Consider the following 24,969-nt stretch of genomic DNA (forward strand, 5'->3'; position numbering starts at 1 on the left):
TGGGGATCCGTGAGTAGGCCGCCTGGTCAGAAGCTCCCGAAGCTCACCAACAAGCAGGAGCGTGAAGCGTACGCGGTGGCAACGGTGCGGGATAACGGCAATGAGTCCGGTCTTGGCATCTGCCAGAGGTGCAGCCGGTACGGGCCGTGTGACCGTGACCACAGGCAGAACCGCACCGCCTGGAATACCACGCCCGCGAACCTGCAGCTCCTCGGTGGCGCGTTCGGGTGCGGCTGCCACATCTGGAAGACAGAAAACCCCGCCGAAGCGATTCAGGCGGGGTTTTCTGTACCCAGCTGGGCTGACCCGCTCGAGTGGCCTGCATGGCGGCACGGGGCCGGCTGGGTGCTCTCCTACGACGCCCCCGTGGAAGGGCTGTGGTGGCGTCCGATCAGCGATCAGGAAGCACGCGCACTCATGGAAGGGAAGGAGGAACACCGTGACCCGTAACCACTTCACGCCCCGCAAGATCGTGCACGTCCTCTCCCACAGGTACACGCTCCCCGAGCTGTGCCTCATGTGGTCTGAGGCAGTAGCTGACGAACGCGCCACGCACGCGGACACGTATACGGACGCGATCGTGCTGCAACTCGAGCGGGCGGGACTGTTCGCCCCAATCGAAAGGAAGGATGGCACGCATGTTGATGCTGCGACGGACCCTGGCGGCTAACTGGCTTAGTTGGTCACCCAGTCCTTCACCCAATCGTCTTCAGCTCGGCGGCATGCATTATTCCGGTTCGCCTGTTGAGTCACCAATTCCGCCGGGAGTTCATCGCCACGGATATAGGTCGTTAGTGTTTCAACAGCATCCCGGAGGGCTGCCGTTTCTACGTCCCAGGGAGACGAGTACGCTTTGGGCAAGAACGGTATCAAGTTCGTTCCGATCGAGAGTGAGAATCGCAGTCCCCGCAGAGCATCTCTAGTGGTGGCATCGGGAATCAGTCGGATACTAGCTTCTAAATGTTCGGTATCGATTCTGTCTGATTCAGCCCACTTTTCGCCGTACAAGCTCCTCCTCGACCTCAAAAGCTGCGTCAGCTCTTCAAGAAGGGCTTTGGTCTGAACCATCGCCTCCGCACGGCGCGATTCTTGGGCGTTGAACTCGCGCTGTGCTGCGGCTTCCTTGCTCTGGTGCTTCCTTGCCGCACGTGAGGTCACCGCCGTCGCTATAAGCGTGAGCAACGAACCCAACACTAGAGGGAAAGAAAGTTCGAGCAACTTTGGCCACATGGAAACGATGCTACCTCTGAAGTCTTGCTACGGAGCTCCAACAACACGAAGGCAGGAACCCATGAAAACCACAGATAGGAGACAAGATAAAGCATGGCCGTAACGAAGCGGACGCGGTTTGAAGTACTGCGTCGAGATAACCACACCTGTCAGTACTGCGGCGCGAAAGCGCCAGACGTGACCTTGCACATCGATCACGTCATGCCCGTCTCTCTGGGCGGTGACGACAAGCCGGGCAACCTCGTGACTGCATGCAAGGACTGCAACTCAGGCAAGTCGTCAATCACGCCAGACTCACCGCTCGTAAAAGGCTTGAGCGAACGGGCGGCTGCCTACGCACTCGGCATGCAGAACAAGATGACACGGTTTCGTGCTGATCTTGAAGAACTCGCGGACTACGAAGACACCTTCCTTGAAATGTGGAACCGGTGGACCCTCAAGAGCACTGGCAAGCCGTTGCCCTTGGCGTTGGGGTACAAGATGTCGCTGTTCAAGTGGCGGCAGACTGGCGTGCCATTGAGCGTGTTCGAACTGATCATTCCGATGGCTCATGAGAAGTACAACAGGTTCGATGGCCTAAAAGAAGACTCGGTCTTCAAGTACATGGCCGGGATTCTGACCAACATGCTCGATCAGCGAGAGGTTGATCTCTCGCTGACAGAAGACACTGTGGCGGTCTATACCTCGGAAGAGGCAGAGGAATATGCTGCGCGCGAGTGGAGCTCAGGAGCCGCAGAAGGTGCCCGCAAAGCGAGGCGTTCGGCGACTGTGCACGATCCGCTGCGGAACCACGTCGATGGCACAGAGCCTGCGTTCTATGAGTGGCCTGACGGCCGGAAATACCCGACAGGGAAGGTGGTGAAAATTGGCGAGGGATAGAGCTTCTATCCGGGTAGACATGTGGGCCGACGGAGATTTCCGTCGGCTCTCTGGTTTTGGCGCAGTGGCTCTACATGGCGTTGCTGTCGCATCCGACGCTGAGCTATGCAGGGGTCGCAGATTGGCGTCCGGGCAGAATCGCGGCGTTTAGTCAGTTTGCCGACACAACCGACGTGATTGAGGCCTCGCACGAACTCGTGCGGGGCCGTTTCATTCTCACTGATGATGTCACCGAGGAAGTCTTGGTGCGCTCGTTTGTGAAGCATGACGGACTGCTGAAACAGCCAAAGCTCACTGTGTCGATGTGCAACGCCTACGCGGCCATAGCCTCGACTCAGCTAAGGGAAGTGTTGGCTTTTGAAATGCAGAAGCTTCATGCCCGGGAACCGGGGCTGAAGGCTTGGAGCGTAGCTCAGATGCAGACGATTCTCGGGGCAGACGCTGCACCTATTGAGCGCCATTTACCCGAGTGGTTAGGGGCGGAGTTACCCAAGGGTTTACCCCTCGACTTACCCAAAATTGATGGGTTGGGTTTAGGGCTGCCTACATCTACATCTACATCTACATCTACCCACCAATTAGAAATTGGTGGGTCCCCACCCGCCCCAACTTGCAAGAAACATCCCCACTGGGAGCACGGGGACAGTTGCGGCCCGTGCGGTCGCGACCGTAGAGCTTTCGAGGAATGGGAGGCAGCTGAGGCTGCACGCCCGCGACCTCCGAAGCCACACGAGCACCGGTGGCTGGATGACGGCACCTGCAACACCTGTGAAGCGCGGGAGGAAGACTGATGGACATCGAACACTTGGAAGACCTCGCGGAAGCGCACTCGACTGAGGCGCTCGACGGGATCCATTCCGGCGACGCTGAGGGGCTGCGCGAGTTCATCGACGGGCGCACCCGTCATGAGCTCGCTTGGATGGTGCTGTCGCTCGGCAACTGCTTAGTGATGGTCGAGCACGAGAACGTCGGCCTCGCCAGGAAGCTGCGCGTGCTGGGTGAGCAGAACGGCGTGCTCGACACTGCGAATGTTTCTCTGTTCGCGGAGAAGCGTGACCTGCTCGAACGGAATGAAGAATTGCGGGACATCCTGCACGGAAGAAAGAAGGCAGCATGACCAGGAACCGGGCCTCCGCGAAGAAGGCCGGCACCGCGCAGGAAACCCTCGCAGCGAACTACCTCGCCCGAGTGCTCAACGATGACCGTATCGAGCGGCGGCGTTTGGGCGGGTCGAAAGACCGCGGCGACATTGCCGGGCTACGCACGGTCGACCAGCTACGCATCGTTGCTGAAGTGAAGAACACCGCGAAGCTTGCTCTCGGGCCTTGGCTGAAAGAAGCCGAGATCGAGCGAGGCAACGACGACGCCGCTGTTGGTGTCGTCATCCATAAACGGCATGGCAGTGCCAATCCGGAAGACCAGATCGTCTCGATGACGCTCCGTGATTTCGCGGTGCTCCTCGGCGGAGACGTAAACCAGACAGGAGAAGGATCATGAGGGATCACACGACCCTGTCTGAGCCTAAGGCCACGAAAGCACCAGCGATCGTGGCCTTACTCGTTTCCGGGTTCGGGTTCGCTGCGGTGGTTGCGCTGGTCATCGCGCATTCCGCCGGCGCACCCATCCCACTCCCGCTACCCCTGATCATCGCGGTGGTAGCGCTCGTCAACCTTGTCGCCTGCTTTGGGTGGGCGCGACACACAACACGAAAGAAAGGCCGCAATTGAACCCCATCGAAGTAGTCATCCGAGAACCACGGCGAAAGCTCGTAGACCTGATCATCCCGTTCCTTGTCGCGGCGGTCGTGCTCCCACTCAAAGCCTGGGCGGTCATGGCAGCACTGCCGACTGTCGCAGCGATCTTCAGCATTGAAGCTCACCCCACGTTCGGCCAGTCACTCACCCTGGTCATCATCGTGGCGGTCGTATTGCCGATTCGCCGCATCGGCGCGCTAGGCCCAGAAGACACCAACCGCTTCAGGAAGGAAGCTAAGTGACAACCGTTCGCGTCTACTCGAAACCGAACTGTACGCAGTGCACCATGACGAAGAACCTGCTCGACGCGCTCGAAGTGCCATACGTGCTGGAAGACATTCTCGAACCGAGCAACCTCGCGGCGGTCAAGGAGCTCGGGTTCCTTGCCGCACCCGTCGTCGCGGTCGGGCTGTCTGCTGACGACATGTGGTCGGGGTTCCAGCCGGACCGCATCAAAGAAATCGCTAAACGAATCGAACAGGAGAACGCAGCATGAGCAAAGCAACACTGGTGATCGAGGGATTCGCCGCAGAACCAACCGCACGCACCACACAGACTGGGAAACGGATGCTCGACGTGTCAGTCGCGCACAGCCCCAGCAGGTTCAACAAGCAGACGAACCAGTGGGAAGACGTGCTCGACAAAGACGGGCAGAAGATCACGACGTGGGCGAGGGCGACGTTCTTTGACGAGAAAGCTGACGCGGTTCAGCAGCTCGTGTCGAAGGGGGCACTGGTCCGGTTGGAGGGCGAACCACGCCTGAACGTGTACATGAATAATCAGGGGCAGGCTGCGGCTTCGCTCGATATTCAGTTCGCGCACATCTCACTGGTGGTGCAGGCTGCACGCCAGGGGAGCGCACAGCAGGGCCAGGGCGGCGCAGGACAGTCGGGGTGGGCAACTGCACCGACCGAGCCCTTTGGGGGCGTTACAGGCGATCCTGGCGCGGGCGGCTTCGGCGGCGGCTTCCAAGACGAAAACCCATTCTGATGGACCCGCAAGTAGTAGCCGAATGGCTCTTTGTCGCGTTCCTCGGCGTACTGGTTCTTGGCCCAGCCATCGCCGCACTGATCTGGGGGATCGGAGCCTGTATCGACTGGCTGGACAAACGACGACGCCGCAATCGATAACCCACCCATATCTGAGGGGCTGACCGAGAGGTTGGCCCCTCACCCATTCCAAAGGAAGGACGCAGCAGATGCCGAGCCCTCTCAAGCTAAAGACGTGCGCCTGGTGCAAATTGCTGTGGGAGACCCGCAGCGTCAAGGCAAGGACATGCTCTCCGAAGTGTCGCGCCCAGCTACGAGAAAAGGAGCATGGCGCAACAAGGGGATCGGAGCCTCGAATCTACCCAGCCGACCTCGTACAGCGCGTGCGCGAGCTTTACGAATCTGGCATGACAATCCGCGAAGTGCAAAAGGAAATAGGGCATGGGGCGAAAGTCCAGAATGTCATGTTTCGCCACTCCATCCCCACTCGCGCCGCAGCAAAGCGAGACCAACGTGGAGAGAAGAACGCGAACTGGCTTGGCGATGATGCTGCGTACAGCGCGCTTCATCGCCGCGTTGAAAGCGAGCGTGGCAAACCACAGAAGTGCTCTGCATGCGACACGGAAGACCAGGCACTTCGCTACGACTGGGCAAATCTCACTGGCGAGTATCAAAACCTAAACGACTATGTGCGCCTATGCACAAGCTGCCATTCGGCAGTCGATAACAGAATGCGGAAACGCATCGGCGGGCAGCTTTCGGAGCATGTCCGCAAAGGAGGTGATGCAAATGTCCGCTAGTCATCTCTCCATCGGGAGCCTGTTCGCGGGCTATTAACGGCGGGCTCAGCCTTGCCGTAGAGCAGACGTTCCAGGCCCAGCTTGCCTGGTACTCCGAGTTTGATGAAGCGCCCAGCAAAGCCATGGAACACCACTGGCCCGGAGTCCCAAACCTGGGTGACATTACCAAAATCGACTGGTCGCAGGTTCCGCCTGTGGACATCATCGACGGCGGCTCACCCTGCCAAGACCTTTCCGCTGCCGGCCGGCGTGCAGGCATGACGGAGGGCACCCGCTCAAACCTGTGGGTCAACATGCGCGAAGCGATCGCGCAACTACAACCGAAATACGTGGTCTGGGAAAACGTGCGTGGCGCGTACTCAGCCACCGCAACAAGCGAGGAGGACAAGCATGCGGCGGATTGCTGGATGGAACAGTGTCAGGGATGTGTGGGAGACGGACCAAGTAGACGTAATCTCACAGCGCTCGGACGTGTACTCGGAGACCTTCACGATCTCGGGTATGACTGTCAATGGCGTGGCGTACGAGCTGCCGACATCGGCGCCCCACATGGCAGGTTCAGGGTCTTTGTTCTCGCAACTCGGCGGGAAACTGCCTGACGGGGCCCTTGTCTTCGATACGCCAGACACTATGCCTGACGCACCCAACAGCGGGTCGAACCGGCGCGCGCAGCCAGCGGGACTCGGCAACCAAGTAAAGCTCCTGCCGACCGCGACAGCCGCTGACTCGAACGCCTCGGGCGGCTCCAGTGAGTCAAACGTGACGCTTACCGATGCTGTCGTGAGGACGGAGCTCGGCACAGTTCCGAACTCGCGCCTGCTGCCAACGCCGGATGCGTACGCGGGATCGCGTGGGGGAGCGCAAGACCCGGGCAAGCGCCGAGCGGGCGGGCACTCGGTCGCACTGCACGACGGGATCGAAAAGGGCGGGCTGCTGCCGACCCCGAAGGCGGGCGATGCTGACTTCGGGATGCCACGCACGTCTGGGCGCCCACCGGAGAAGTCCACGCACCTGATGACACGGATGGAGTACACAAAGCCGGAATCGTCCTGGGGGCCTTACGCGACAGCTATCGAACGCTGGGAGACCGTGCTCGGTCGTCCTGCGCCTGAACCGACAGAGGTCGGGCCGAAAGGTGGCCGGCGGCTCTCAGCCGCGTTCGTGGAATGGATGATGGGCCTCCCCGAAAGCTGGGTGACAGATCCCACACTCGGGCTGTCACGTACCCAGCAGTTGAAGATGCTCGGCAATGGTGTCGTGACGCAGCAGGCGGTCACGGCGCTCAAATCTATGGGCGTTCACGCGTCTGGAAAGGATCTCTGATGGAGACCAACGAAGAACTCATCAAGGGGGCGCGCGCTGTCGGCACGAACGACGTTGTCGCGAATCCACGCCGTTACTGGGGCATGATCCGCGAACTCGCTGACGCGCTCGAAGCCGCCACCGCCGTTGAAACCGGATGGGAGTACGGAACCGCGCACCGAGAAGACCCGCAAGTTGGAGCCGTTGAGTGGTCGAGAGCGCGAGCGGAAGAACGCGTGCGCGAATGGAACGAAACGACTCAGTCAGTGACTGGCTTCGTCGTGCGCCGTCGTGCTGCTGGCCCGTGGCTCCCGGTAGAGGGAGAGTGCAGCGATGAAGCGTAGCTATACCTCGAAAGGGAAGTGCCGGCCGCACAGGTGGGCACCGTTCTTCACGCCCGCGGGCGCGCCGATGCGTAAATGCGTCGAGTGCCTGCGCATCGAGGCCGCACCGAGCGGCCCGAACATTAACAAAATCTTTAGAAAGGGGATCTGATGACTAACCCAACACCCGAACAGGTCGAAGCCGCAGCTCGGGCAATGCGAGAGCGGTCCACCTGGCCGTCGATGCACTGGCCTGATATTCACGGAGTAGACCACATCGACACATCAAAGGCGCTAGCGCTTGCTGCTCTCGTCGCTGCGGCTGGTGTCCCAGCGTCGGGCTCAACGAGCGACGGGCACCACACGTTCGATGAGCTTTACGACTACCGGATGCTCTACAACGTGCACGCCGCCCACGGGTGGCTCGCTGCCGGTATCCCCGTGGTGAAGTCTTGGAAGCATTCAGACGGCGAACTGTGCTTCGGCGGCGGATGGTTCATCGTGACCGCGACGCTCCCCACGGGGCAGGTGTCGAACCACTACAAGGCCGAGCATTGGGGCCTGTTTGCTGTGCCCGAGGTCGACCTGCCGCCAGAGTATGACGGGCACACGCCACAGGATGCTGCTGAGCGGCTGCGGGCTGCTGCTGGTGTCACCCCACAGGAGCCGGCAGCGTGGGAGCGCGGCGAGCTAATCAAAGCGCTTAGAGACAGGGCGCAGACGGACAGCACAGCACATTCCCTGATGCGAGAGGCCGCCGACGCCCTCGCCGCCTCGGTGCAGGTAGACGAAGCGAAGCTCGCATCAATGCTTCAGGAGCACCGGCCATCACAGTGGCGTTCGTTCGCGAGTGACACCATCGTCTATCGCTGCTGCGGGCAGGATTTCGGACGGCTCACCGGCAAGCCCCGGAAGGCTGACCGCGATCCGCGTGAACTGTGGGAAGAACACATGGCGTCGAAGCTCGCTGAGTGGTTGCGGGGTGGTGGGCAATGAGCGAGCAGCTTGAAGCGCGGGCCGCCGCGGCACGGGCGAAGCTCGAAGCGTGGGACGAACGCCACACGGTCAAGGGATTCGATCACGGCATGCTGAACCTCAGCCTGCGCGCCCGCAACGGCAAGACCGGTATCGACGGGCTCGCGCGGCAACGCGCCGAGCTACAGCGCGCCGTCGACACTGCCGAGGCGAAACTCCGCCGAGCAGAGGCCGCGCCGCGTCTCGCAGCCGAGAAGGCCGCACGCGAAACCGTGCACGCCACGATCGACCTCAAAGCGCTCCACGCGGGCAAGGCCGAGGTGCTGTGGACACTCAACGGCGGCTGGCTGAAAGTCATCCGCTGGAACAAGAAAAGCGTGACCGTGATGATGGCTGGCGAGCGTGACACGATCCCGCATACACAGATAGGAGGGGCACGATGACCTGTCCAACAACCACTGACGATGCCACCCAGGACTACACGCCGACGCGAGACGATTTCGAGCGGAAGCTGATACAGGGAATCCATGACGACGCTTGGGAAGCGAGGATCACCGCGTTTGGCATTCATGGCGGGGAGCGCGGCTACCGTCTCGTGCCGGTTGATCAGGCGGTGAATCCTGACCGGGGTGAACCGGTGACGGTGTTCACGGCTTCGGGGCTTGCTGAGGTGGAGCGTGCAGCCGCAGAGAAAGCGCTACTTGGGCTCGCCAGTCATATCGAAGAAACCGCTAAGCGAACCGACAACACGTTCACCGAACACGTCCTTGCACGCCACGGGGCCGTGGGGATGATCCACGAGTACACCGCACATCAGAAGACGAAGGGGGAACACGATGACTGATCTAGACAAGCTGACCCGCCCAGCACTGAATGTCCTAGTGCGGCAAGCCCTGGCTGACGCTCAACGGCAAAGCTCCCGCGCGGATGCCAACCTGCGAGACCTCAACAGCGCGTCAGAAGAACGCGACGCCGCCCTGGCCCGTATAGCCAAGGTAGAAGCAGTGCACCAGCGCGTCGGCGCTCCGTGGCCGCATATCGGCGGCGTGTACGTGTGCCGGGCGGATAACAGCGTGTGGCCGTGCCCGACCGTGCGCGCCCTGACAGAAGGAGAGAACGAATGAGCGAGATCGAGTACCGGATCGAATACCAGATACAGCGGTCAGTGGACGGGGAAGACTTCGAAGAGATCGGCTTCGGCTCTTCCAGCGCGTGGAGTGACGTTGACCAAGCCATGCACATGGCAGCCTCAGCGGTCCAGAACCGCGAGTGGGAGACTGAGCAAGGCCAGCCGGAACCCGAGGAAGTGGACCTGTGACCGCCCCTGATGTGCGTGCCGCCGCACATTGGAAAGCGATGACGTGCCACGAATGCGAGGTCGTGGCACGTCAAGGCTGGGTTACTTTGACAGTGGCTCTGGGACGGTTGGCCCCCATGGTTCAGTGACAGTAATTGTGGAGGTTTGTGACACAAATAGGAGCACAGCGTTCCCGTCGGCGTCGAACGCATCCAGCATGGTTCGAGCGAGTCTGTCTGCGTCGCCCTGGGGCCAGAAATGACTCATTAGGTCCATGCGAAGCTCGTCCAAGTCTTCGCCTTCAACGTAATAGTTGAGGTTGTCTGCCTTGGGGCCAATGAAAAACCATAGTTTCTTGCTCATGCCGCTCACCTTACCCAGGTGGGCGGCATGACGGGAAGAGGGGCATACACTGTTCGAACAAACATTCGAACGGGGGAATCGTGGGCCGCACAGAACGAGATAACGACATCGAGCGCGAACGCATGCCGTACGTGCAGATCGAAGCCAACCTGTGGGCCGTCATGCGCTACCCCAAAGACCATCCCGTCGCGATGATCGTCGGCCTCGCAAACCGCGACAACGTGCCCCTATTCTTCGTCCAGACCTGGCATCCCGAACCATCGCGCCGCCGCGTCATCAGCCAGCACGACACCTTGGAAGAAGCGAATGGCTCCGTGCTTTGGGATCGAGCAGTGATCGACGCCGCCGCCAAGACCCGCGTAGGCCCACCCAACGGCGTGCGTAACTAAACCAGTCGGCCCTGTCCCGGTGAGCTAGGCTCAAGCTATGAGTTCCCCAAGCCAAACACCGCCGGGATGGTACCCGAATGCCGACGGAATGCAGCAGTGGTGGGACGGCCAACATTGGGGGCCAATTGCTCCGCAGCCAGCAGTATCTGCGCAATTTGCTGTCTCTCCGCCTGTCTACCAGGCAGTCCTGCACCCAAAGTACAAGAGCATGGGAGCGGCGTACTGCCTGCTAATCTTCCTGGGCGGTATCGGCCTGCATAGATTCTACCTCGACAACGATGCCAGGGGCTTCGTGATGGTTGCGCTGTTCCTCCTCACAGTCGTCTTCGCTGTGGTGTTCCCACCGGTCAGCGTGCTCTGCCTGATAACACTTTGGATTATGCAGATCATTGACCTCTTCACCCTCGCTGCAGATGTCACGCGGTTTAACGCCCGACTGTACTCGGGGATGTAACGACGAATAGCCCCCGTGCTCGCTCCAAATGGAGTAAGCACGGGGGCTATTCGTGTTTCAAGACCTATTCAGCGTGCCGGCCAACCAGCGACGCCGTACCAGGATCACCAACACGATCCGACGCCAACGACGTCAACACCGACACAACCGCGGCCACGCCAGCAACCGACGCAACCTGCGCCCAGTCCACATCAATGAACCCGACCATGCCAGTACCGAGCAACGCGACCGCAGTCTGAGCGGCAGTCTTCACCGCACGCTCACCAACATCCAACCAAAAACGTTTCGACAACATACCGTCTCCTTTAACTGAGTGCGGCCGCGATCTTCGACCCCATGACTAGGAGTGCGCCGATCGTGACCACGGAACTGAGAATCGCTGCGACCGCTGTCACGATCGATGGCCAGGGTGTGGATGGTTTCTGCTGCGCCTGCAGCACCGCCTGAACAATCTCGAGCTTGTCGATCCGCTGATCATGCTCAGCGATCGTTGCCGAGTGGGAATCGAGACGCCGGTTCACGGCGACGAGCTCGCCGATCTTGTTCGTCAACAGGTCGACCTTGTCGTCTGTTTCTTGAACTTGCGCATAGATCGCCGGCAATCCAATTACGACCCCCTGCGGGCCCGTCTTTGGGTCGCTCACGCGCTAGATCCCGAAGTGCTTCGTCTCAGCGGCGGTCGTGTTGATGATGGGGAGCTTCAGGCCCGCCGCGCCGTAGGCTCGCTTGATGGCGTTCCACTCGGTCGTGCCAATTGGGCGCTTCGAGCCCTTCGACGGCGACCACGCGTAGACCTTGTTCTGGTTGTCCTTGCGAATGAAGATCATGTCTTCGTCTTCTTCCTGCCCCGAGGGCTTCGATGGTTTCGCCGGCGCCTTGAGCTTCGCGTCGGCAGATGCTGCGATGCTCCCGAGCTTCGGGAACAGGTACGGGCCCGGGCAGGCCGTCGCCGCAAACTCGCGGTGGCCGCGCACCCGCCATGCAGGGACGCTGCCCCACTTGTAGCGGCGCGCAATGTCAGCGATGAGGTTCACGAGCGCTGCGATCGCCTTGTCAGAGACCTTCCATTCAGGCCCGTTGGTCGAGTTCTGAATCTCGACCGTGATCGAGGACGCGTCAACCTCCCAAGAGCCCGTCGTCCATGCCCGATACTCTTCTGGCACCTGAGACTTGATCGTGCCGTCCGTGAAGATGAGATAGTTCGCTGACGCTTCCCGGTTCGGGTCTGCGAGCGTCACGTCACCGCCCGATGTGCCAGCCCAATGGTGGGGGATAACCCGGGTGATTGTGGTGCCGTCACGCGAGTTGTATTTGTTGTGGTGCTTGATGCTGCCCGTGGCAAGCGCGGATACCGTCATGGGTGCTCCTTTCTGAAATGGGAAAGCCCCGTGGTTAGGCGGGGCTTTGTAGATGGTTACAACCGGGAGATTTTCAGCCAGTAGCCGTCTGGGCCATACACGTTTGCAGAGACGAACACGGCGAATCGGAGTTTGCCTGAAGTTCCGACCTGGACTCTGCCTGCACCGCCAGGAGTCGAGCTGACGGCGCCGCCTGATGGAAGTGGGGCGGATCTCACTATCACCAAGACGGGCGATGTATTTGACGGTGCTGAACCGTCCGTCGTATACCTGATGACCGCTGCTGCAATGGTGCCAGCGTTTGGCGACGAAACCCCAATGGGAGATAGTTCGACTTCGACTGCTGTCCCGGGAGTTTCGCCCTGCACGGTCACATCAAGGAATGGCAGATTGGCGGAGACGTTTGCAGTGCCCGACGCAAAGCCAATTTCTTGCCCTGGCTGTCCGGTCGCGCGCCCGAGAATGATGTCGCGTCGGTGGATGCGTTGGCACCAGACCCGATCCCCGACTGCGAGGCCTGACACGAGCCTGTCGGGTGTCCCCGCGATCGGTTCCGATTGGGCGTCGTACTGGATCATGAGCGGCGTGACTGAAGTGACGACGGCCCACCCGAAGGTGGGTTGCCGGTCGAGGCGCGCTTTCAGGTCGAGGATGATCTCGTTAAGCCGTTCAAGCATCAGTGCGCCTCCACTCCGCTTCTACCCATGAGTCGAGTGCGAACCCGACCGTCATGTTTTGAACCGTCAAGCGTCCGGCGTATCCGTCTGATTCGAACCAGATCGCATCATTCGGATTCAGTGGCACGAGTTCGTGTTTCGCTTTCACATGCTCCACTGGTGACATCGCGTCACGTAGGCGGCGCTGGGCAAGCTGATTAAACACTGCCTGGTCTGCACCTTCGACGCCCTCTTCCGTGCGGGTGATCCACCGTCCGCGCGCCTGGAACGAATACGACGATTCGGGGTCTTCGTTCTCAGCTACCCCTACGAGGGGCGGGGTTTCGTCGTCGCCCTGCCCGACCACGACATACCTGTTCGGGACGGACGACATGTCACGGTCGCGCTGCCATTCGGGGGAATGGATTGAAGCTTCACCCTCCACGAATTCGTATGCGACTGGGCGGTCGCCCGGTGCGGTGTACGGTTCGATACGGAATTGGCCGCTGCCATCGCACCAGAGCGTCCAATATCCTGCCGCTTCGAGGAGTTCGTTCACGATCGTCAGTTTCGAGATTCCCGCGTTCCACGATTGAGGGTTTGTGAGGGTCGCATCTGACGGCGTGACTGCGATGCGTGCCTCACCGGTAGAGCGAACTACTGACACGACCGTGTCAATAATGTTCGCGCCCTTCGCGAGGGAGAACGCGGCGGGGAATGCGTCCTCGTCAATGACTGCCGTTTTGGGTAGCAGCCCGACCGAGAAGCCCGTAACGAACTCGGTGTGCTGTTCCCCCGGTGAGGCGAGCAGCATTGTGGCGACGGGCCACGGATCCACACCTCGGACGCCCGGGTCGTAGACGGACTGGACTCGGTGTTTCATCCAGTCGATCGTCTGCCCGCGGTCGTCGATTTCGAGGGTGCCGTGCCCGCCGAGCCGTGTGAGGCCTTGGATGGTGATGTTCCCCCCGGTCACCCCGTCAAGGGTGCCGAGGGGCTCATCAGCCTCGTTGAGGAGGTAGTGCGCCCACCGTGGTTTTCGTGCCCGATGCAGCATGGCCACCTCCTATTTTTCGGTTTCGGTGAGTTGGAACCCGAACCCCCAATGGGCGTGCGACTCACGGGTGAGTTGCACGTCTCCGAGGGCGCCGTAAATGTGGCGTCCGTCAGGGTCGCGGTAGAGATGCACGGGGGCTTCGTCTGCCACGAGGTCTGCGAGCTCGTCAGGCGACTGCTCATCGAGGAGAAGCGTGCCGCTGTAGTCGACGGTTCGCGTGACAGCTTCGCCTGCGTGAACGACCGGTTTTGGTCGTCCTGCATACTTGCGCACGGCTCTCTCGCGGCACCTCGTGATGGACACTTCGGGGTCGTAGGGGAGTCGCGCGGTGTGGGTGTAGCCGTCGCCGCCTGAGAGCCAGACTGCGGGGGAGTCAGATTCGACTTCGTGGATCACCACTGACGTGGCGTCATCTGCCGAGTAGGTGGTGACCCGGTAGAGCGTGACTCCGTTGGAGAGCGCTTCGGTGTCGGTCTCGAGGACCGGCAGGTCTGCCCCCTCGATGAACGGCACCCACGTGATGCCACCATCCACAGACCGCTCCACGTTGGCACGTACCGCAGCCGGGGCCATGCGCAGCGTCGAGGTCGAATTGTCTGGCGCGCCGTCCCACGACGCACCCATCCACGATTCCCCGACCTGCACCAGCCCAGACGAACCATCAAACACCGGGCCCGAATAGCCGGGATCGAAAACTCCAACATGACTGTAATACACGTCAGGATCACCCGGATAACCGCCGTGATACATGTAGAACTGGAACACCCCTGTCAGCTCAGAGAACCGGTTGACCAGGGAGTACAACCCAGCAGCATTCTCGAACTCCACGTGCTGCTCAGGGCTGCTAACCATGAGTCCTCGCCGCTGCACCGTGGTCTGAGGGAACACCTCAAGTTGGTGCCTGCGCGCCATTCCCGTACCGCCACCCGCGAGCGCTGCCGGGACCGACGCCGACGCGAAACGGTAAGCATTGACGCCGTAATCTAGCGCAATGAGCCGAACCGCGTTTGCGCCGTCAATCTCGCCGAGAACAGCTGCAACGCGGGCTCCCGCGCCCACACCACCGACTCGCTGCCCCTCCAGGACAGCCTCACTATCATTTTCAGCACCTGTAAACCTGACACGGAAGTCCGTGTCAGCGGATCGCTTGTAGAACTCTTCGGCACGCCACCGAGCGTCGGCCTCGCTAGCCGCGACAGCAACCGATGGTGCGGCGACCTGAACCCACGAGCCCACTACTACATCTGCCTGCCCGGAACTATAGCCGAAGCTGACATTAACCCGGTCTGCACCTTCTGGCACTAGCGCCGCGAAAGTCACCAGAGTCCCGTCATGCCCCGAGCTAGTGACTGGTATGAGCGGAGTGGAGCTCTGAGACACGAAAACAGTCCCCGCCCTGAACTGCATATTTGCTACCACGTTCCTAGCGCTGGCAAAAACACGAGCGCGAACCGCTACCCACTGCCCCGGACTAACCGGAACCCGGTCAGTAGCGCCGTTGCCCGTGATCTGCACATATGACCAATTGCCCACCGTCGCGGTGACTGTCCCACGAACCATGCGCCCGGTACCGTCGGGGTTGTTTGATGCCCTCGAATCCAATGACATTGCCGACCCCGCACCGCCGTTGTGTGCGTAGTTGGCTGTACCGACGGCGTAAGGGTTGCGCTGCCAATTCTTGAACAACTCCACCCATGCGCCAGTGCCTACGAGTCGGCTGTTCGGGAAGTAGTTAGTGATCGGCTGGCGCAGTGCGCCGCGCCCGTCGTGTACGTCGACGGTGACCGCGCCAGACTCCTCCGACCACACCCCAGACATGTCGCCCGGAGCAGCAGGGGGAACCTGCACAAAGAATGACTGCGCGCCAGCTTCCGACCACACGTCACCCGCGGCGGCCTTAACGATCACCTCGTACTCTTGCGTATCAACCAGTGGCGTAGTGAACGCCACTGACCGGCCAGCACCACTCCCAGTGCGATGCTCAATAACCTCGCCGCCAAGAAGCAGGGAAGCTTCCCACGCCGACTGCGGGCGGCCCTGGCCCTGATCGAACGACCACTTCACAGTGACGGTACGCCGCGTCCACAGATCACCAGGATCAGTGATCGCGACACCCGGCTTATCGATCACCGTGAACACCGCAACCGCAGACCACGGCGACCAGTCCGGGTGCTGACCCTTCGTCCTGACCTGCCACTCGATCTCGCCAGCAGCGAGCGTCAGCGCGACATTCGAAGCCGTAGTGGACGTGCCGGTCGTCCACGAGCTCGTGCCCTTGACACGGCGGCGGTACTCTGCCGCGGTCTGCGGTGACGAATCAGTAGGGTTATGCCGCCACGAGAGGCGAGTCTGCCCCTCACTGCTCACCACAGCGCCATTCGGTGCAAGGTTCGTCGGTGCCTGCGGTGCGGCCAGTAGCTGCACCGTGTTCGACGCCGCCGACCACCCCGACGCGAGCGATCCACGCACAGCCTGCACCGTGTACGTGTGCGTGTTCGCCGGAGCAGGGTTAACATGCGTCCACGGCAACTGCACATTCGACGCAACCTGAGTCGCCCCATCACGCACGTTGTAGCCAGTCGCATACGCCGGTTTGCCCGACACATCGACAACAATATTGCTGCCCTCACGTGACGCAGACGGCCCCGTAGGCGTATTCGGAGACGTGTACACCGTCGCCGTATTCGACCAGCCAGACTGACCGCCCCCGCCGACACCAGCAACACGGTAGTCGTACTTATTGCCAGCCCTAGTCGTAGTGTCTGTCCAGTTCGCCGCATTGCCTGACGGGCGCGCAACCTGCGTCCACGCACCACCGTTCGTGCTTCGCTGAACCACAACCGACGAATAAGTGGACTGCCGAGACCACTGCAGTAGATGGGACACGTCAGAATTGCGTGTCACCTTCAAGTTCGTTGGCGTTGAAGCGTACCGAGCCGGGATGGGGACGTTAAGCGTATGGCTTGTAGCGCCGTAGAAATGTGAAGTCGAGACCGAGAACTGAATGGTTCGCGCAGAGCCGGTCAACGGAACCCGCACGCCACTAGTAGCGACAATTTTGACCTGCTGGCCAGCGGTCAAGAAATAGGCCTGTCCAGCCGACCCGCTACCCCAAGTACCAGACCATGACTTAGACCCGTTGTACTCCTGAGTCCACGAAGACTGGTAGAAGTATGCGTCTACCCTCACGGTAACGAAATCGGCAGACGCCGAATATCCGTCTACCGAATACCACCATCGAATCTGGCCCCGGTTCTGCACCGGCCCGTTGACTGTAGCCATGGAACCCCCTTTAGGGACGAGAAAAGGGGCACCCCGCAAACACGGAATGCCCCTTCAAACAGAGATTTAGTTACGAGCGCCGCCCATGAGACGACGCCAAAGCGCCAGCAGACACCGGCGCCAACTTTCGGTCGACCACATGACCGGCACGACGCTCGACATACCCGCCGAGCTCGGTGCCGTCATCTAGGACCAGCACGAGACGCGTACCGGACTCGATGCCGCCGTTCCCGGCAACCATCCGGTCGAACTCGTTGCCGGTGAAGATCGGCTCAGGCCGCCCGGTCTTGTTCTCCACAAGTGACAGGCCAGGCTGCAACCAGCCGCCGTTGTCATACAACGTCGGAACCAGACCACCACCGCCAACCGACAGCAAATCGGCAGCCCAATCGACCATGTTCTTCACGCCCTGCGACATGATCCCGCCAGCAGCATCAATCCACATACCGCCGCCAGGAAACGCCTTCTTGAACGTTCCCTTCGCAAGATCGAGCAGACCGTCGATGATGCCGTAGAGCGGCGTCACACCATTCGCGCCCGACAGATAACCTGTCGGATCGACTGGGCTGCCGTTCTTCAACACCTCCCAGTGAAGGTGCGGGCCCGTCGAATTACCGGTCGACCCCTCATAGCCGACGACTTGGCCGGCCTTCACGGACTGGCCAAGCTTCACTGCGACGTTCGCGAGCATGTGCGCGTATCGTGTGGACATGCCGCCGCCGTGCGCAATGTCGACCATGTTGCCGTAGTTCACGTGATAGAACTGCTTCGAAACGACACCCGCAGCGGCAGCCTGAATCGGCGTCCCCTGCGGTTTCGCGAGGTCGATACCCGTATGTCCCGGGTAGCCCATCCACGGCGTCGTGACGATCGCGCCAGGCAGCGGGTGAACCATGCCACCCTTAGCGAGGCCCTGCCCGATCGACCCGAACTTCGACCTGACAGCCGAAACGCCGCCAGAGTTACCGACGGCGTTCAACGCATGCACGAACCCAGGTCCGAGGCCCCGCACCACTTCCGGTACGAGGACACCCTCTCCCGAACGCATCGGCATCAAAACGTCATCACGCTTTGCAGCCATGTACCCCGGAAGGACCCCGCCACCAGCGAACCCCTTCGGCAGCGACACCTTTGACAGGTTCACTCCAGGGATCTTGTTCATCGTCCCGATGAGGCCGTTAATGACCGTCTCGACAACAAACTTGACCGGCTTTTTCGCGATCTCCTTGATCGCTTCCCACGCCGTTTTAATGCCGTCGCGGGCAGCCTCGAACGCCTTCTTCGGATCCGAGCTCACGATCTTCACCATCGTGTCGATGACCGGCTTAATGCCGTTCTTCCAGACGCCAGAAATGACGGCCTTGATCGTGTTCCACACCGGCGTAATCACAGTGTCACGCAGCCACGTAAACACGGGCCCGAGAGTGTTCCTGATGACCAACGACATCGTGTCGAACACGGGCTTGATGTAGCCCGTCCACACAGCCCGAATCAGTGCGCCGATGAAGTTGAACACCGGCTGCACATACTTCGCCCACAACGCGTGAACGACAAGCCCGAACAGGTTGAACGCGGCACCCATCTTCGCGAGGATCGGCTGCACGACAGCGACCCACAAAACCTTCACGCCAGCCGCGAAGAAATCCCAGACCGGCTTAATGAGCGCCTCATACGTGCCGACGATGATGCCGCCCAGGATCGCGAACGCGATACCGAACGCCTGAAAAATCGGTTTCAGGATCGTGTTCCACACCCACGAAACGACGGACGCGATGCCATCGAACACGGGCTTGATGACGTTCTCATACGCGGCGGTAAAGAAGCCGCTGATGTTCGCCCACGCCTCACCAAGGAAACGAGAGAACTCAGCCCAAACCTTTTTGCCTGTTTCGGTCTGCGTGAAGAAGAACACGAGCCCCGCGACGAGAGCGGCGATCGCGGTGAGCACGATCCCTATTGGCGTGGCTTTGAGGGCGAGCCAGAAGACCTTTGTCGCAGCTGCTCCTGCTTTGCTGGCCCCTGCATAGGTGTAAGTCGCGCCAGCCATACCGTACGTGTAAGCGGTATACGCAGTCTGGACTGCCGCGAACGCTGCAGTTGTTCCCTTCCACAGCCCAACCCCCACCGAAGCGACCTTCGCTGCGAGTGCGACCGACCCGACACCAACCACAATCGGAGAGATCCAGTCCTTGTTCGAACTAACCCACGAGAACAGCCCGGTAATGGCGTTCTTGCCGGAGTCGAGGGCGGCAGGGAGGCGCTCACCGATCCACTTCACGACCGGCTCCACCTTGGTCGCCGTCTCATCGATCTTCGCTGTGATCTCTTTGAATAGCGGGCCGATGAGCGGGAAGATATCCTCAAGGATCTTCGCGCCGAGCCTGCCGAGAGCGGCCATCATGTTGTCGAACGCGCCCGTCGTGGTGTTACCCATTTCAGCGGCGACAGTTCCAGCAGCAGCCTCGGCAGCCTTCGAGAACACCTCGAACGACACCTTGCCCTCGGACGCGAGCTTGAACACCTCGCCAGCGGTAACACCCATCTGTTTGCCGAGCTCGGCATAGATTGGGATGCCCTTATCGGCGAGCTGGCCGATGATGTCGTTCTGCACGCCATTTGCCTGCGTAGCAGCTTTGTTGAAGATGGCGCCCATCTCGTCAAAGCCGACTCCAGCTGCGGCAGCATTGTTTGCGATCCGCTTCAGGTGCTGCTCAAGCTCCTTGCCGGGCTTGATCTGCGCAGCCATAGCACCGCCGGCGACAGTAGCCGCGTCGCCAAGGCCAAACGCTGTACCCTGCACAGACTTGAGCGCATTGTCCATCGCCTTAGCGACTGTCTTCGAGTCATGCCCGAGACCACGCATTTTCGCCCGCGCCGTCTCGATCGCTTTGAGCCTCCCGAACCCCTTTACGAGGGCTGTCCCGAGCACAGCAGCGACCCCAACACCAGCGACCTTGAGTGTCTTCTTCATGCCGGAGGCGAGCTTCGCGCCCATTTGGGAGCCGTAGGCGCCGGTATCGACCGCGCCCAACTCCTTGCCAATATCTCGTTTGAGCCCAGGAGCCTTCACCGTCAGCGCAACATATGCGCTAGCAATCTCTGACCCAGTAACAGCCATACGGCCCCCCTAAACAAAAGAAGCCCCATTCGAGGGGCTGAAGATTTTCTGAGGACTGGCTATGCTGTGAATATGGAGCAGAACGCATCGCCCGTCGCGGCGGATGAGAAGAAGCCAAAGAAGCCTTGGTTCAAGAAGTGGTGGGTTTGGGTTATCGCCGGAGTCCTCGTTATAGGCGGCGTGAACGCTGCCACAGGCGGGTCCGATTCGCCGCCCGACAAGCCAGCAGCTGAAGAGGCCCCCGCGCCAGAGGCCGTCGAGACAGAGCCTGCTGAAGAACCTGCGCCCCCCGAGCCAGAGAAGCCAGCAGAGCCAGAGGTGTCCGCCGAATTCAAGTCCGCGCTGAAGAAGGCCCAGATGTACTCCGACACCATGCACATGAGCAAGGCGGGGCTCTTCGAGCAGCTAACTTCTGAATACGGCGAGAAGTTCTCTGCCGAAGCGGCTCAATACGGTGTGGACAACGTAGACGCAGACTGGAACGCGAACGCGCTTGAGAAAGCCCGCATGTACCAAGACACGATGGCAATGTCTCCCGAAGCGGTCAGAGAACAACTGACATCAGATTTCGGAGAGAAATTCACTCAAGAAGAAGCTGACTGGGCTATCGCGAACCTTTAGCCACTGCTCAAGGCGCGTAGGAGGGCGAGACGGTCAGCATCGCTGGTCGCCTCGCCCTCTGGCTTTTCAACGAACGCGCGCGCAGTCCACTTGTGCGGCGAGGGCGTGACACGGAACTTCCCGCCCGCCCTCGCCGCCATACGGCCAGCCTCCGCATTCAACTTCGCTTGTACCGCAGGGGAACGCATGAGCTTGTTCACGCCTGAAAGCTTCAGCTTGATCCGAACATCCTTAGCCATGCTGCCCCCTCCGCGCCCGATACCGTCGGGCTTTCGCTAGCGCGAGCTCGCGCGTGCGCTCGACCTCTCGAACACCGACTGGAAGTTCTCGAGGCTTGATCTTCTTCTCCGAATTCGCCTGAGCCAACACGTGCGTGTTCTCCCACACCGCCGCCACCTGGTCCGGGACAGCGAGCTCCCCGCCGTACCACTCGCCCACAGCGCCACCTCGGGGAAGGTGCGCAGCAGCGTTCGAGACAGCCCTGACCGACTTCCGGCCGCTGTACAGGTCGTCCAGGTCAAGCCCGTACTCACGCATCAGGTCGGCTTCGAGCCGGTCAGGACAGTCCCTCAACAGTCCGGCGAGGGTGATTAGTTTTTTACGCCAGCCGCCTCAGCGATCAGCTCAAGCAGCGACCCTGCATCCTCGGCACTCGCGCCCGGTACATTGTCGAGGAAATGCTCGAAGCTCTCATCACCCACGATGCGGCGCAGCGCAGTCGTGAACTGGTTCCGCTCGAGGAGATCGAGGACACGCAACGATGACAGCGCGCCAGCCTCAACATCGAACGTGATGCCCTTGAACTCAACCGCGATCGTAGCGGTCTTTGCGGGCTTGTGGTCTGCGGGCTTCTTTGCGCTCTTCGCGCGGGTGGTTTCAGTCATGGGGGACTCCATTTCTAAGGAAAGTGTTTGGTGGGATTCAGGGGAAGAAGGTGGGGCGCGGAATCCCGACGCGCCCCACCCGGCTTGTTACGCGGCCTCGGTGAACGCCGGGGCGTTCGTGAGGATGTACGCCTCACCGACGATTTCCGCAGTGAACTCGTACAGCGTCATGTCGTCGTTCTTGTGCGAGATCGTGCCGCGCTCGGTGATCTGGATCAGCTCGCAGCACAGGTACTTGACCACGTCGCCGTCAACGAACTTGAACACGGCAGCACGCTCCACGGTGCCGATGCCTTCAGGGAGGTCGACCTTTGCGACCGCCGTCGCACCGGTGCCAGTCACGACAGGCGCGCCGTGATCGAAGTAGAGTTCCGTCACGCCCGGAGTTTCCTCGAGGCACTGGAACTTGATCGTCTTCTCAGTCGAGGTGACCTTCACGCGGAGCGTCGCCCCACCCTGCCAGCCCTTGAACTTCGTGGAGTCCGTCGCGACCTCGAAATCGATGCCGTCCTCAGAAAGCCACCCGAGCGACGCGAAGGGATCGATCGGATCCGTCAGTGCTACAGGAAGAGTCGAACCCTTCGGCGCAAGAAACGCCTCAGAGTCGAGATCCCCATAGACGCGAACATTGTCACGATTCTTAGCCATTCTTGGCCTCCTTCACTGCCGGCGCTGCCGGCTTTGGCTCATCAACGTGAGCCCGCGCTTTGCCGTCAATGAACAGCACGCGAGCCTCACCAGGCGACACGTCGACAACGTCGCCGCCCTTGTACGTTTTGCCGTCTCTCACGAGACGATTTGCAACCACGACTTTCACCACGGCCACACCTCCTTGAAATAGGAAAGGCCCCACCAAAAGGCAGGGCCAGAAACAGAAAAAGCCACCGTGCTCAGGTGGCTTGCATGCCGCGCAATCGCAGCTCGACAGTGAATTGGTACCGCGGGGAACCGTCTACAGGGTCAGGCGCTCGGGCAAGCCCGCCAACCTCAATGACCCGGTAGACAGGAACCTCACCAAGGCGTGACAGCGAGTGGACGCGGCGACGCACAAGCGCAGCGAGATCGTGCGCTTTGCGATCAGTCGGGCCCCAGGCGTAGAAGGTCACCATGGGGCGGTCAGTGACCATCCCAGCAGTGCCGCCGACGCGCGTGACCTGCACAAACTCGGCATGGCGGTCACTGTCGACCTTCACCGACGCGGCGACGCGAGCCTGCGCCTTCACGACCGCGATCAGCTCATGCTCGACGTTGATGAACTCGTACGCTTCCATCAGCCCTCCGTCCGCATCAGTCGCACCCTGACGCCGGGCTTGAACCCGAACGGGCCGAAGTTAAAGTCGTCCGGCACGCCCTCCGCGAAATACTCGCCCCCATGCACCACGAACACGTCACGATGCCCAGACGGAGACGACGACATGTACAGGTCAAGCACATGCGTGAACCCCGTCCGTTCAGGACGCGTCACATCGTCCTGCACAGGTGGAGCGATGGCATACACGGGCAGCTCCACAGGATCCGCCCACGATTCAACGTCGGACATGCCGTCATGCTCCGCCGACCGCTTCCGAAACCCGACCGGGTGCAGCTCAGGGAACGGCGCACTCATGACGGCCACCCCGCAAACGGCGACCATGGTGGGATCATGCTCACCGTGAACGCGCCCCCGCGCTGGCCTTGCAGCTTCGCGAGCTCGTCGTCAGTCAACGAGAGCCCGCCCGGGAGATCCCCGCCATACGTCTTCGACGTCGTGAACGGACCTGACGTGAGGTTCGTCTGCCGGATCCCCTCAGGGTTACGGAACACACGAGTCACCATGGAAACAACAACGTCCTTAGCTGTCTCGAGAAGATCCGTGCCAGGCGCTTCCGCATCGATCCGCTCCTGAATGCCAGGCACTCGAAACTTGATCTCACGCTCAGCCTTATCGATCCAAGACTCAAGCTTGACCGTGTCAGCAGGTGCGCCATCGCCGATCCAAGAACCAACTACGTCACTAGATTCAGTCCAAGCCATGATGCCTCCCAACGAGAGTGTGGGGCCGAGCCGAAAACCGGCCCCACCTGCCTACTCAGACTTCTTCGGACGCCCAGGCTTCTTCTTAGGCTCCTCGGCCTCAGAAACCCAGCCATTAGCCTCAAGAACAGAAATGGTGGCCGGGTTAGAGGCCACCACTACTTTCTCGTTATCGGGATGCTGAAACCTCACGGGGTCACATCCGGGGTGAGAACAGCAGCAGGGTAACGAGTTGTGCCGCCAACGCGGGTGACCGGGTTCGCGACCTGGAAGCCGACACGGAACACGACGCGAAGAATCTTCGAGTCCTGCTGGTAGGCGTTCACGATCACTTTGCCGTCAGCATCCGAGATGATGCCGTCCTTCGAGATGTCGAACGTGATGTCCTGACGGACACCGACGATGAACTTCGACCAGTCAGCCGCGAGCAGCGAGGCAGTAGCAGAGTTCCACGAACCGTTGGTCACCTCGTTCAGCGGGTAGCCGTACAGGCCAGAAGGAGCACCGGCAGACAGCGACGGAGTGTAGATGGGAGTGCCGTTAGTGTCACGCAGACCAACAAGCTGCCAGTTCAGGCCAGGCTTCGCGGCGAAACCGTTGACGGCGAACCCATCAGCAGCGACCAGGCCACCCATCGCAGCAACGTCTGCCGCGATATCAGCGTTCGTGCCCTCTTCGACCGTGTTGCCTGCCGCGATAGCGGAAGGAACGATGGCGGTGGGCCAAGATGAAGGCTTGTCCGTACCGAACAGGCCAGCCTGATCAACCTTGCGGCCAATCGCCTCCACGAGCAGCGGTCGCACCTCGTCCCAGATCGGCACGTTCGAGTCATCAAACAGCGCGTCAGGGACAACAACGAGGGCGGCAAGCTCTTCGGCGGTGATGGTCTGCGAACCCCACTCAGCCTTGGTGGTCTGCTTGAGGCCAGTATCCCCATTCACCCAGTACGCGTCAGGCAGCGCCGACAGAATCGGCTGCTTCAGCGTCTTGGACGACATGCGGATCTGGCGCGCACGATTCAGAAGAACCGATGCGTGCGGCAGCTCCTTGATGATCTGATCCGATACCGGCTCAGGAACGGTGGGGCCAGTCGCCCCGCGAGAAATCATTTCAGTGTAGCCAGCCATTGCCAGCTCCTTTCAAGTTAGGGTCTGATGCACGTTTAGGTGACATTCAACATGGCTAGTTTCTGCTGGCCTGGAAGGATGAACCTATGCCTCCTCGT

General features: G+C 60.8%; 37 protein-coding genes. 20 read left to right on the top strand and 17 right to left on the bottom strand.

Annotated elements, in window-relative coordinates; all coding sequences use genetic code 11:
* Together AUL38_RS15680 and AUL38_RS15685 are read left to right on the top strand one after the other, a co-directional pair.
* A partial coding sequence (locus AUL38_RS15680; protein WP_083506963.1) for a hypothetical protein occupies positions 1–450 on the top strand: 450 nt, incomplete at its 5' end.
* Complete coding sequence (locus tag AUL38_RS15685) at positions 440–670, top strand: hypothetical protein (protein ID WP_059063598.1); 231 nt, start codon at positions 440–442, stop codon at positions 668–670. The genes AUL38_RS15680 and AUL38_RS15685, both read left to right, overlap by 11 nt.
* Positions 671–675: 5 nt before the next feature.
* Here AUL38_RS15685 and AUL38_RS15690 read toward each other — a convergent pair whose 3' ends face one another.
* Positions 676–1,230 carry a hypothetical protein gene (locus AUL38_RS15690; protein WP_059063600.1) on the bottom strand — a complete coding sequence of 185 codons (555 nt, stop codon included), beginning with the start codon at positions 1,228–1,230 and terminating at the stop codon, positions 676–678.
* Positions 1,231–1,323: 93 nt separating this feature from the next.
* Between AUL38_RS15690 and AUL38_RS15695 the strand changes: the two genes are divergently transcribed.
* From AUL38_RS15695 to AUL38_RS15760, 15 genes are all read left to right on the top strand, one after another.
* Positions 1,324–2,109: an HNH endonuclease gene (locus tag AUL38_RS15695; RefSeq protein WP_083506964.1), complete on the top strand. Its 786-nt coding sequence runs from the start codon at positions 1,324–1,326 to the stop codon at positions 2,107–2,109.
* A 790-nt stretch (positions 2,110–2,899) separates the two neighbouring features.
* Complete coding sequence (locus AUL38_RS15700; RefSeq protein ID WP_059063603.1) at positions 2,900–3,226, top strand: hypothetical protein; 327 nt, start codon at positions 2,900–2,902, stop codon at positions 3,224–3,226.
* On the top strand, positions 3,223–3,606 hold the full coding sequence (locus AUL38_RS15705; RefSeq protein ID WP_059063606.1) for a hypothetical protein: 384 nt from the start codon (positions 3,223–3,225) through the stop codon (positions 3,604–3,606). The genes AUL38_RS15700 and AUL38_RS15705 overlap by 4 nt, the downstream gene beginning before the upstream one ends.
* 226 nt (positions 3,607–3,832) lie before the next feature.
* Positions 3,833–4,105, top strand: coding sequence for a hypothetical protein (locus AUL38_RS15715; protein ID WP_059063610.1), 273 nt, complete (start codon positions 3,833–3,835; stop codon positions 4,103–4,105).
* Positions 4,102–4,359, top strand: coding sequence for a glutaredoxin domain-containing protein (locus AUL38_RS15720; protein ID WP_255355623.1), 258 nt, complete (start codon positions 4,102–4,104; stop codon positions 4,357–4,359). The genes AUL38_RS15715 and AUL38_RS15720 overlap by 4 nt, the downstream gene beginning before the upstream one ends.
* Entirely contained in the window at positions 4,356–4,853 is a 498-nt protein-coding gene (locus tag AUL38_RS15725; RefSeq protein ID WP_059063612.1) for a single-stranded DNA-binding protein, read from the top strand. Before AUL38_RS15720 ends, AUL38_RS15725 begins: the two co-directional genes overlap by 4 nt.
* A gap of 406 nt (positions 4,854–5,259) precedes the next feature.
* Positions 5,260–5,652, top strand: a complete 393-nt coding sequence (locus tag AUL38_RS17210) for a hypothetical protein (RefSeq protein WP_153006633.1) — start codon at positions 5,260–5,262, stop codon at positions 5,650–5,652.
* A gap of 32 nt (positions 5,653–5,684) precedes the next feature.
* A complete protein-coding gene (locus AUL38_RS18025; RefSeq protein ID WP_369795330.1) occupies positions 5,685–6,251 on the top strand; it encodes a DNA cytosine methyltransferase in 567 nt (188 codons plus the stop codon).
* A gap of 31 nt (positions 6,252–6,282) precedes the next feature.
* Positions 6,283–6,975 (top strand): hypothetical protein, encoded by a 693-nt coding sequence (locus AUL38_RS17220; protein ID WP_201023775.1) that lies wholly within the window; start codon positions 6,283–6,285, stop codon positions 6,973–6,975.
* Positions 6,975–7,298, top strand: coding sequence for a hypothetical protein (locus AUL38_RS15735; protein WP_059063617.1), 324 nt, complete (start codon positions 6,975–6,977; stop codon positions 7,296–7,298). Before AUL38_RS17220 ends, AUL38_RS15735 begins: the two co-directional genes overlap by 1 nt.
* 150 nt (positions 7,299–7,448) lie before the next feature.
* The gene (locus tag AUL38_RS15740; RefSeq protein WP_059063618.1) at positions 7,449–8,273 is read left to right on the top strand and encodes a hypothetical protein; all 825 of its coding nucleotides are present in this window, start codon (positions 7,449–7,451) and stop codon (positions 8,271–8,273) included.
* Entirely contained in the window at positions 8,270–8,695 is a 426-nt protein-coding gene (locus AUL38_RS15745; protein ID WP_153006634.1) for a hypothetical protein, read from the top strand. The genes AUL38_RS15740 and AUL38_RS15745 overlap by 4 nt, the downstream gene beginning before the upstream one ends.
* The gene (locus AUL38_RS15750; RefSeq protein WP_059063623.1) at positions 8,692–9,096 is read left to right on the top strand and encodes a hypothetical protein; all 405 of its coding nucleotides are present in this window, start codon (positions 8,692–8,694) and stop codon (positions 9,094–9,096) included. Before AUL38_RS15745 ends, AUL38_RS15750 begins: the two co-directional genes overlap by 4 nt.
* Entirely contained in the window at positions 9,089–9,376 is a 288-nt protein-coding gene (locus tag AUL38_RS15755; RefSeq protein ID WP_059063626.1) for a hypothetical protein, read from the top strand. Before AUL38_RS15750 ends, AUL38_RS15755 begins: the two co-directional genes overlap by 8 nt.
* Positions 9,373–9,570, top strand: coding sequence for a hypothetical protein (locus AUL38_RS15760; RefSeq protein ID WP_059063627.1), 198 nt, complete (start codon positions 9,373–9,375; stop codon positions 9,568–9,570). Before AUL38_RS15755 ends, AUL38_RS15760 begins: the two co-directional genes overlap by 4 nt.
* Positions 9,571–9,651: 81 nt before the next feature.
* Here AUL38_RS15760 and AUL38_RS15765 read toward each other — a convergent pair whose 3' ends face one another.
* Positions 9,652–9,912 (bottom strand): hypothetical protein, encoded by a 261-nt coding sequence (locus AUL38_RS15765; protein WP_059063629.1) that lies wholly within the window; start codon positions 9,910–9,912, stop codon positions 9,652–9,654.
* An 80-nt stretch (positions 9,913–9,992) separates the two neighbouring features.
* Between AUL38_RS15765 and AUL38_RS15770 the strand changes: the two genes are divergently transcribed.
* On the top strand, positions 9,993–10,301 hold the full coding sequence (locus tag AUL38_RS15770) for a hypothetical protein (protein ID WP_059063631.1): 309 nt from the start codon (positions 9,993–9,995) through the stop codon (positions 10,299–10,301).
* Positions 10,302–10,338: 37 nt separating this feature from the next.
* Positions 10,339–10,755, top strand: a complete 417-nt coding sequence (locus tag AUL38_RS16970; protein ID WP_083506965.1) for a TM2 domain-containing protein — start codon at positions 10,339–10,341, stop codon at positions 10,753–10,755.
* 64 nt (positions 10,756–10,819) lie between these two features.
* Here the strand turns inward: AUL38_RS16970 and AUL38_RS15780 are convergent, their stop codons facing one another.
* From AUL38_RS15780 to AUL38_RS15810, 7 genes are all read right to left on the bottom strand, one after another.
* Complete coding sequence (locus tag AUL38_RS15780) at positions 10,820–11,050, bottom strand: holin (protein WP_059063636.1); 231 nt, start codon at positions 11,048–11,050, stop codon at positions 10,820–10,822.
* A gap of 10 nt (positions 11,051–11,060) precedes the next feature.
* Positions 11,061–11,399 carry a hypothetical protein gene (locus AUL38_RS15785; protein ID WP_059063638.1) on the bottom strand — a complete coding sequence of 113 codons (339 nt, stop codon included), beginning with the start codon at positions 11,397–11,399 and terminating at the stop codon, positions 11,061–11,063.
* A gap of 3 nt (positions 11,400–11,402) precedes the next feature.
* Entirely contained in the window at positions 11,403–12,113 is a 711-nt protein-coding gene (locus AUL38_RS15790) for a peptidoglycan recognition family protein (protein ID WP_059063641.1), read from the bottom strand.
* Positions 12,114–12,169: 56 nt separating this feature from the next.
* A complete protein-coding gene (locus tag AUL38_RS15795) occupies positions 12,170–12,790 on the bottom strand; it encodes a chitobiase/beta-hexosaminidase C-terminal domain-containing protein (protein ID WP_059063642.1) in 621 nt (206 codons plus the stop codon).
* A complete protein-coding gene (locus tag AUL38_RS15800; RefSeq protein ID WP_059063644.1) occupies positions 12,783–13,826 on the bottom strand; it encodes a hypothetical protein in 1,044 nt (347 codons plus the stop codon). The genes AUL38_RS15795 and AUL38_RS15800 overlap by 8 nt, the downstream gene beginning before the upstream one ends.
* A gap of 9 nt (positions 13,827–13,835) precedes the next feature.
* On the bottom strand, positions 13,836–16,664 hold the full coding sequence (locus AUL38_RS15805) for a hypothetical protein (RefSeq protein ID WP_153006635.1): 2,829 nt from the start codon (positions 16,662–16,664) through the stop codon (positions 13,836–13,838).
* A 514-nt stretch (positions 16,665–17,178) separates the two neighbouring features.
* Entirely contained in the window at positions 17,179–20,226 is a 3,048-nt protein-coding gene (locus tag AUL38_RS15810; protein WP_059063647.1) for a peptidoglycan DD-metalloendopeptidase family protein, read from the bottom strand.
* Positions 20,227–20,298: 72 nt separating this feature from the next.
* On the opposite strand from AUL38_RS15810, the gene AUL38_RS15815 reads away from it, so the two are divergent.
* A complete protein-coding gene (locus AUL38_RS15815; protein WP_059063649.1) occupies positions 20,299–20,847 on the top strand; it encodes an Ltp family lipoprotein in 549 nt (182 codons plus the stop codon).
* Here the strand turns inward: AUL38_RS15815 and AUL38_RS15820 are convergent.
* From AUL38_RS15820 to AUL38_RS15860, 8 genes are all read right to left on the bottom strand, one after another.
* A complete protein-coding gene (locus AUL38_RS15820; RefSeq protein ID WP_059063651.1) occupies positions 20,844–21,086 on the bottom strand; it encodes a hypothetical protein in 243 nt (80 codons plus the stop codon). The two genes, AUL38_RS15815 and AUL38_RS15820, sit on opposite strands and share 4 nt — an antisense overlap.
* A 351-nt stretch (positions 21,087–21,437) precedes the next feature.
* Positions 21,438–21,731 (bottom strand): hypothetical protein, encoded by a 294-nt coding sequence (locus AUL38_RS15830; protein ID WP_059063654.1) that lies wholly within the window; start codon positions 21,729–21,731, stop codon positions 21,438–21,440.
* 87 nt (positions 21,732–21,818) lie between these two features.
* Positions 21,819–22,379 (bottom strand): hypothetical protein, encoded by a 561-nt coding sequence (locus AUL38_RS15835; protein ID WP_059063657.1) that lies wholly within the window; start codon positions 22,377–22,379, stop codon positions 21,819–21,821.
* Positions 22,372–22,551 carry a hypothetical protein gene (locus AUL38_RS15840; RefSeq protein WP_059063660.1) on the bottom strand — a complete coding sequence of 60 codons (180 nt, stop codon included), beginning with the start codon at positions 22,549–22,551 and terminating at the stop codon, positions 22,372–22,374. The genes AUL38_RS15835 and AUL38_RS15840 overlap by 8 nt, the downstream gene beginning before the upstream one ends.
* Positions 22,552–22,621: 70 nt before the next feature.
* Entirely contained in the window at positions 22,622–23,002 is a 381-nt protein-coding gene (locus tag AUL38_RS15845) for a hypothetical protein (protein ID WP_059063662.1), read from the bottom strand.
* Positions 23,002–23,337: a hypothetical protein gene (locus AUL38_RS15850; RefSeq protein WP_153006636.1), complete on the bottom strand. Its 336-nt coding sequence runs from the start codon at positions 23,335–23,337 to the stop codon at positions 23,002–23,004. The genes AUL38_RS15845 and AUL38_RS15850 overlap by 1 nt, the downstream gene beginning before the upstream one ends.
* The gene (locus AUL38_RS15855; protein WP_059063665.1) at positions 23,334–23,744 is read right to left on the bottom strand and encodes a hypothetical protein; all 411 of its coding nucleotides are present in this window, start codon (positions 23,742–23,744) and stop codon (positions 23,334–23,336) included. Before AUL38_RS15855 ends, AUL38_RS15850 begins: the two co-directional genes overlap by 4 nt.
* A gap of 188 nt (positions 23,745–23,932) precedes the next feature.
* A complete protein-coding gene (locus tag AUL38_RS15860) occupies positions 23,933–24,871 on the bottom strand; it encodes a phage major capsid protein (RefSeq protein WP_059063667.1) in 939 nt (312 codons plus the stop codon).
* Positions 24,872–24,969 lie beyond the last annotated feature (98 nt).

It is taken from the genome of Leucobacter sp. G161, from assembly GCF_001482305.1.
In the GTDB taxonomy this organism is placed as follows: Bacteria; Actinomycetota; Actinomycetes; order Actinomycetales; family Microbacteriaceae; genus Leucobacter.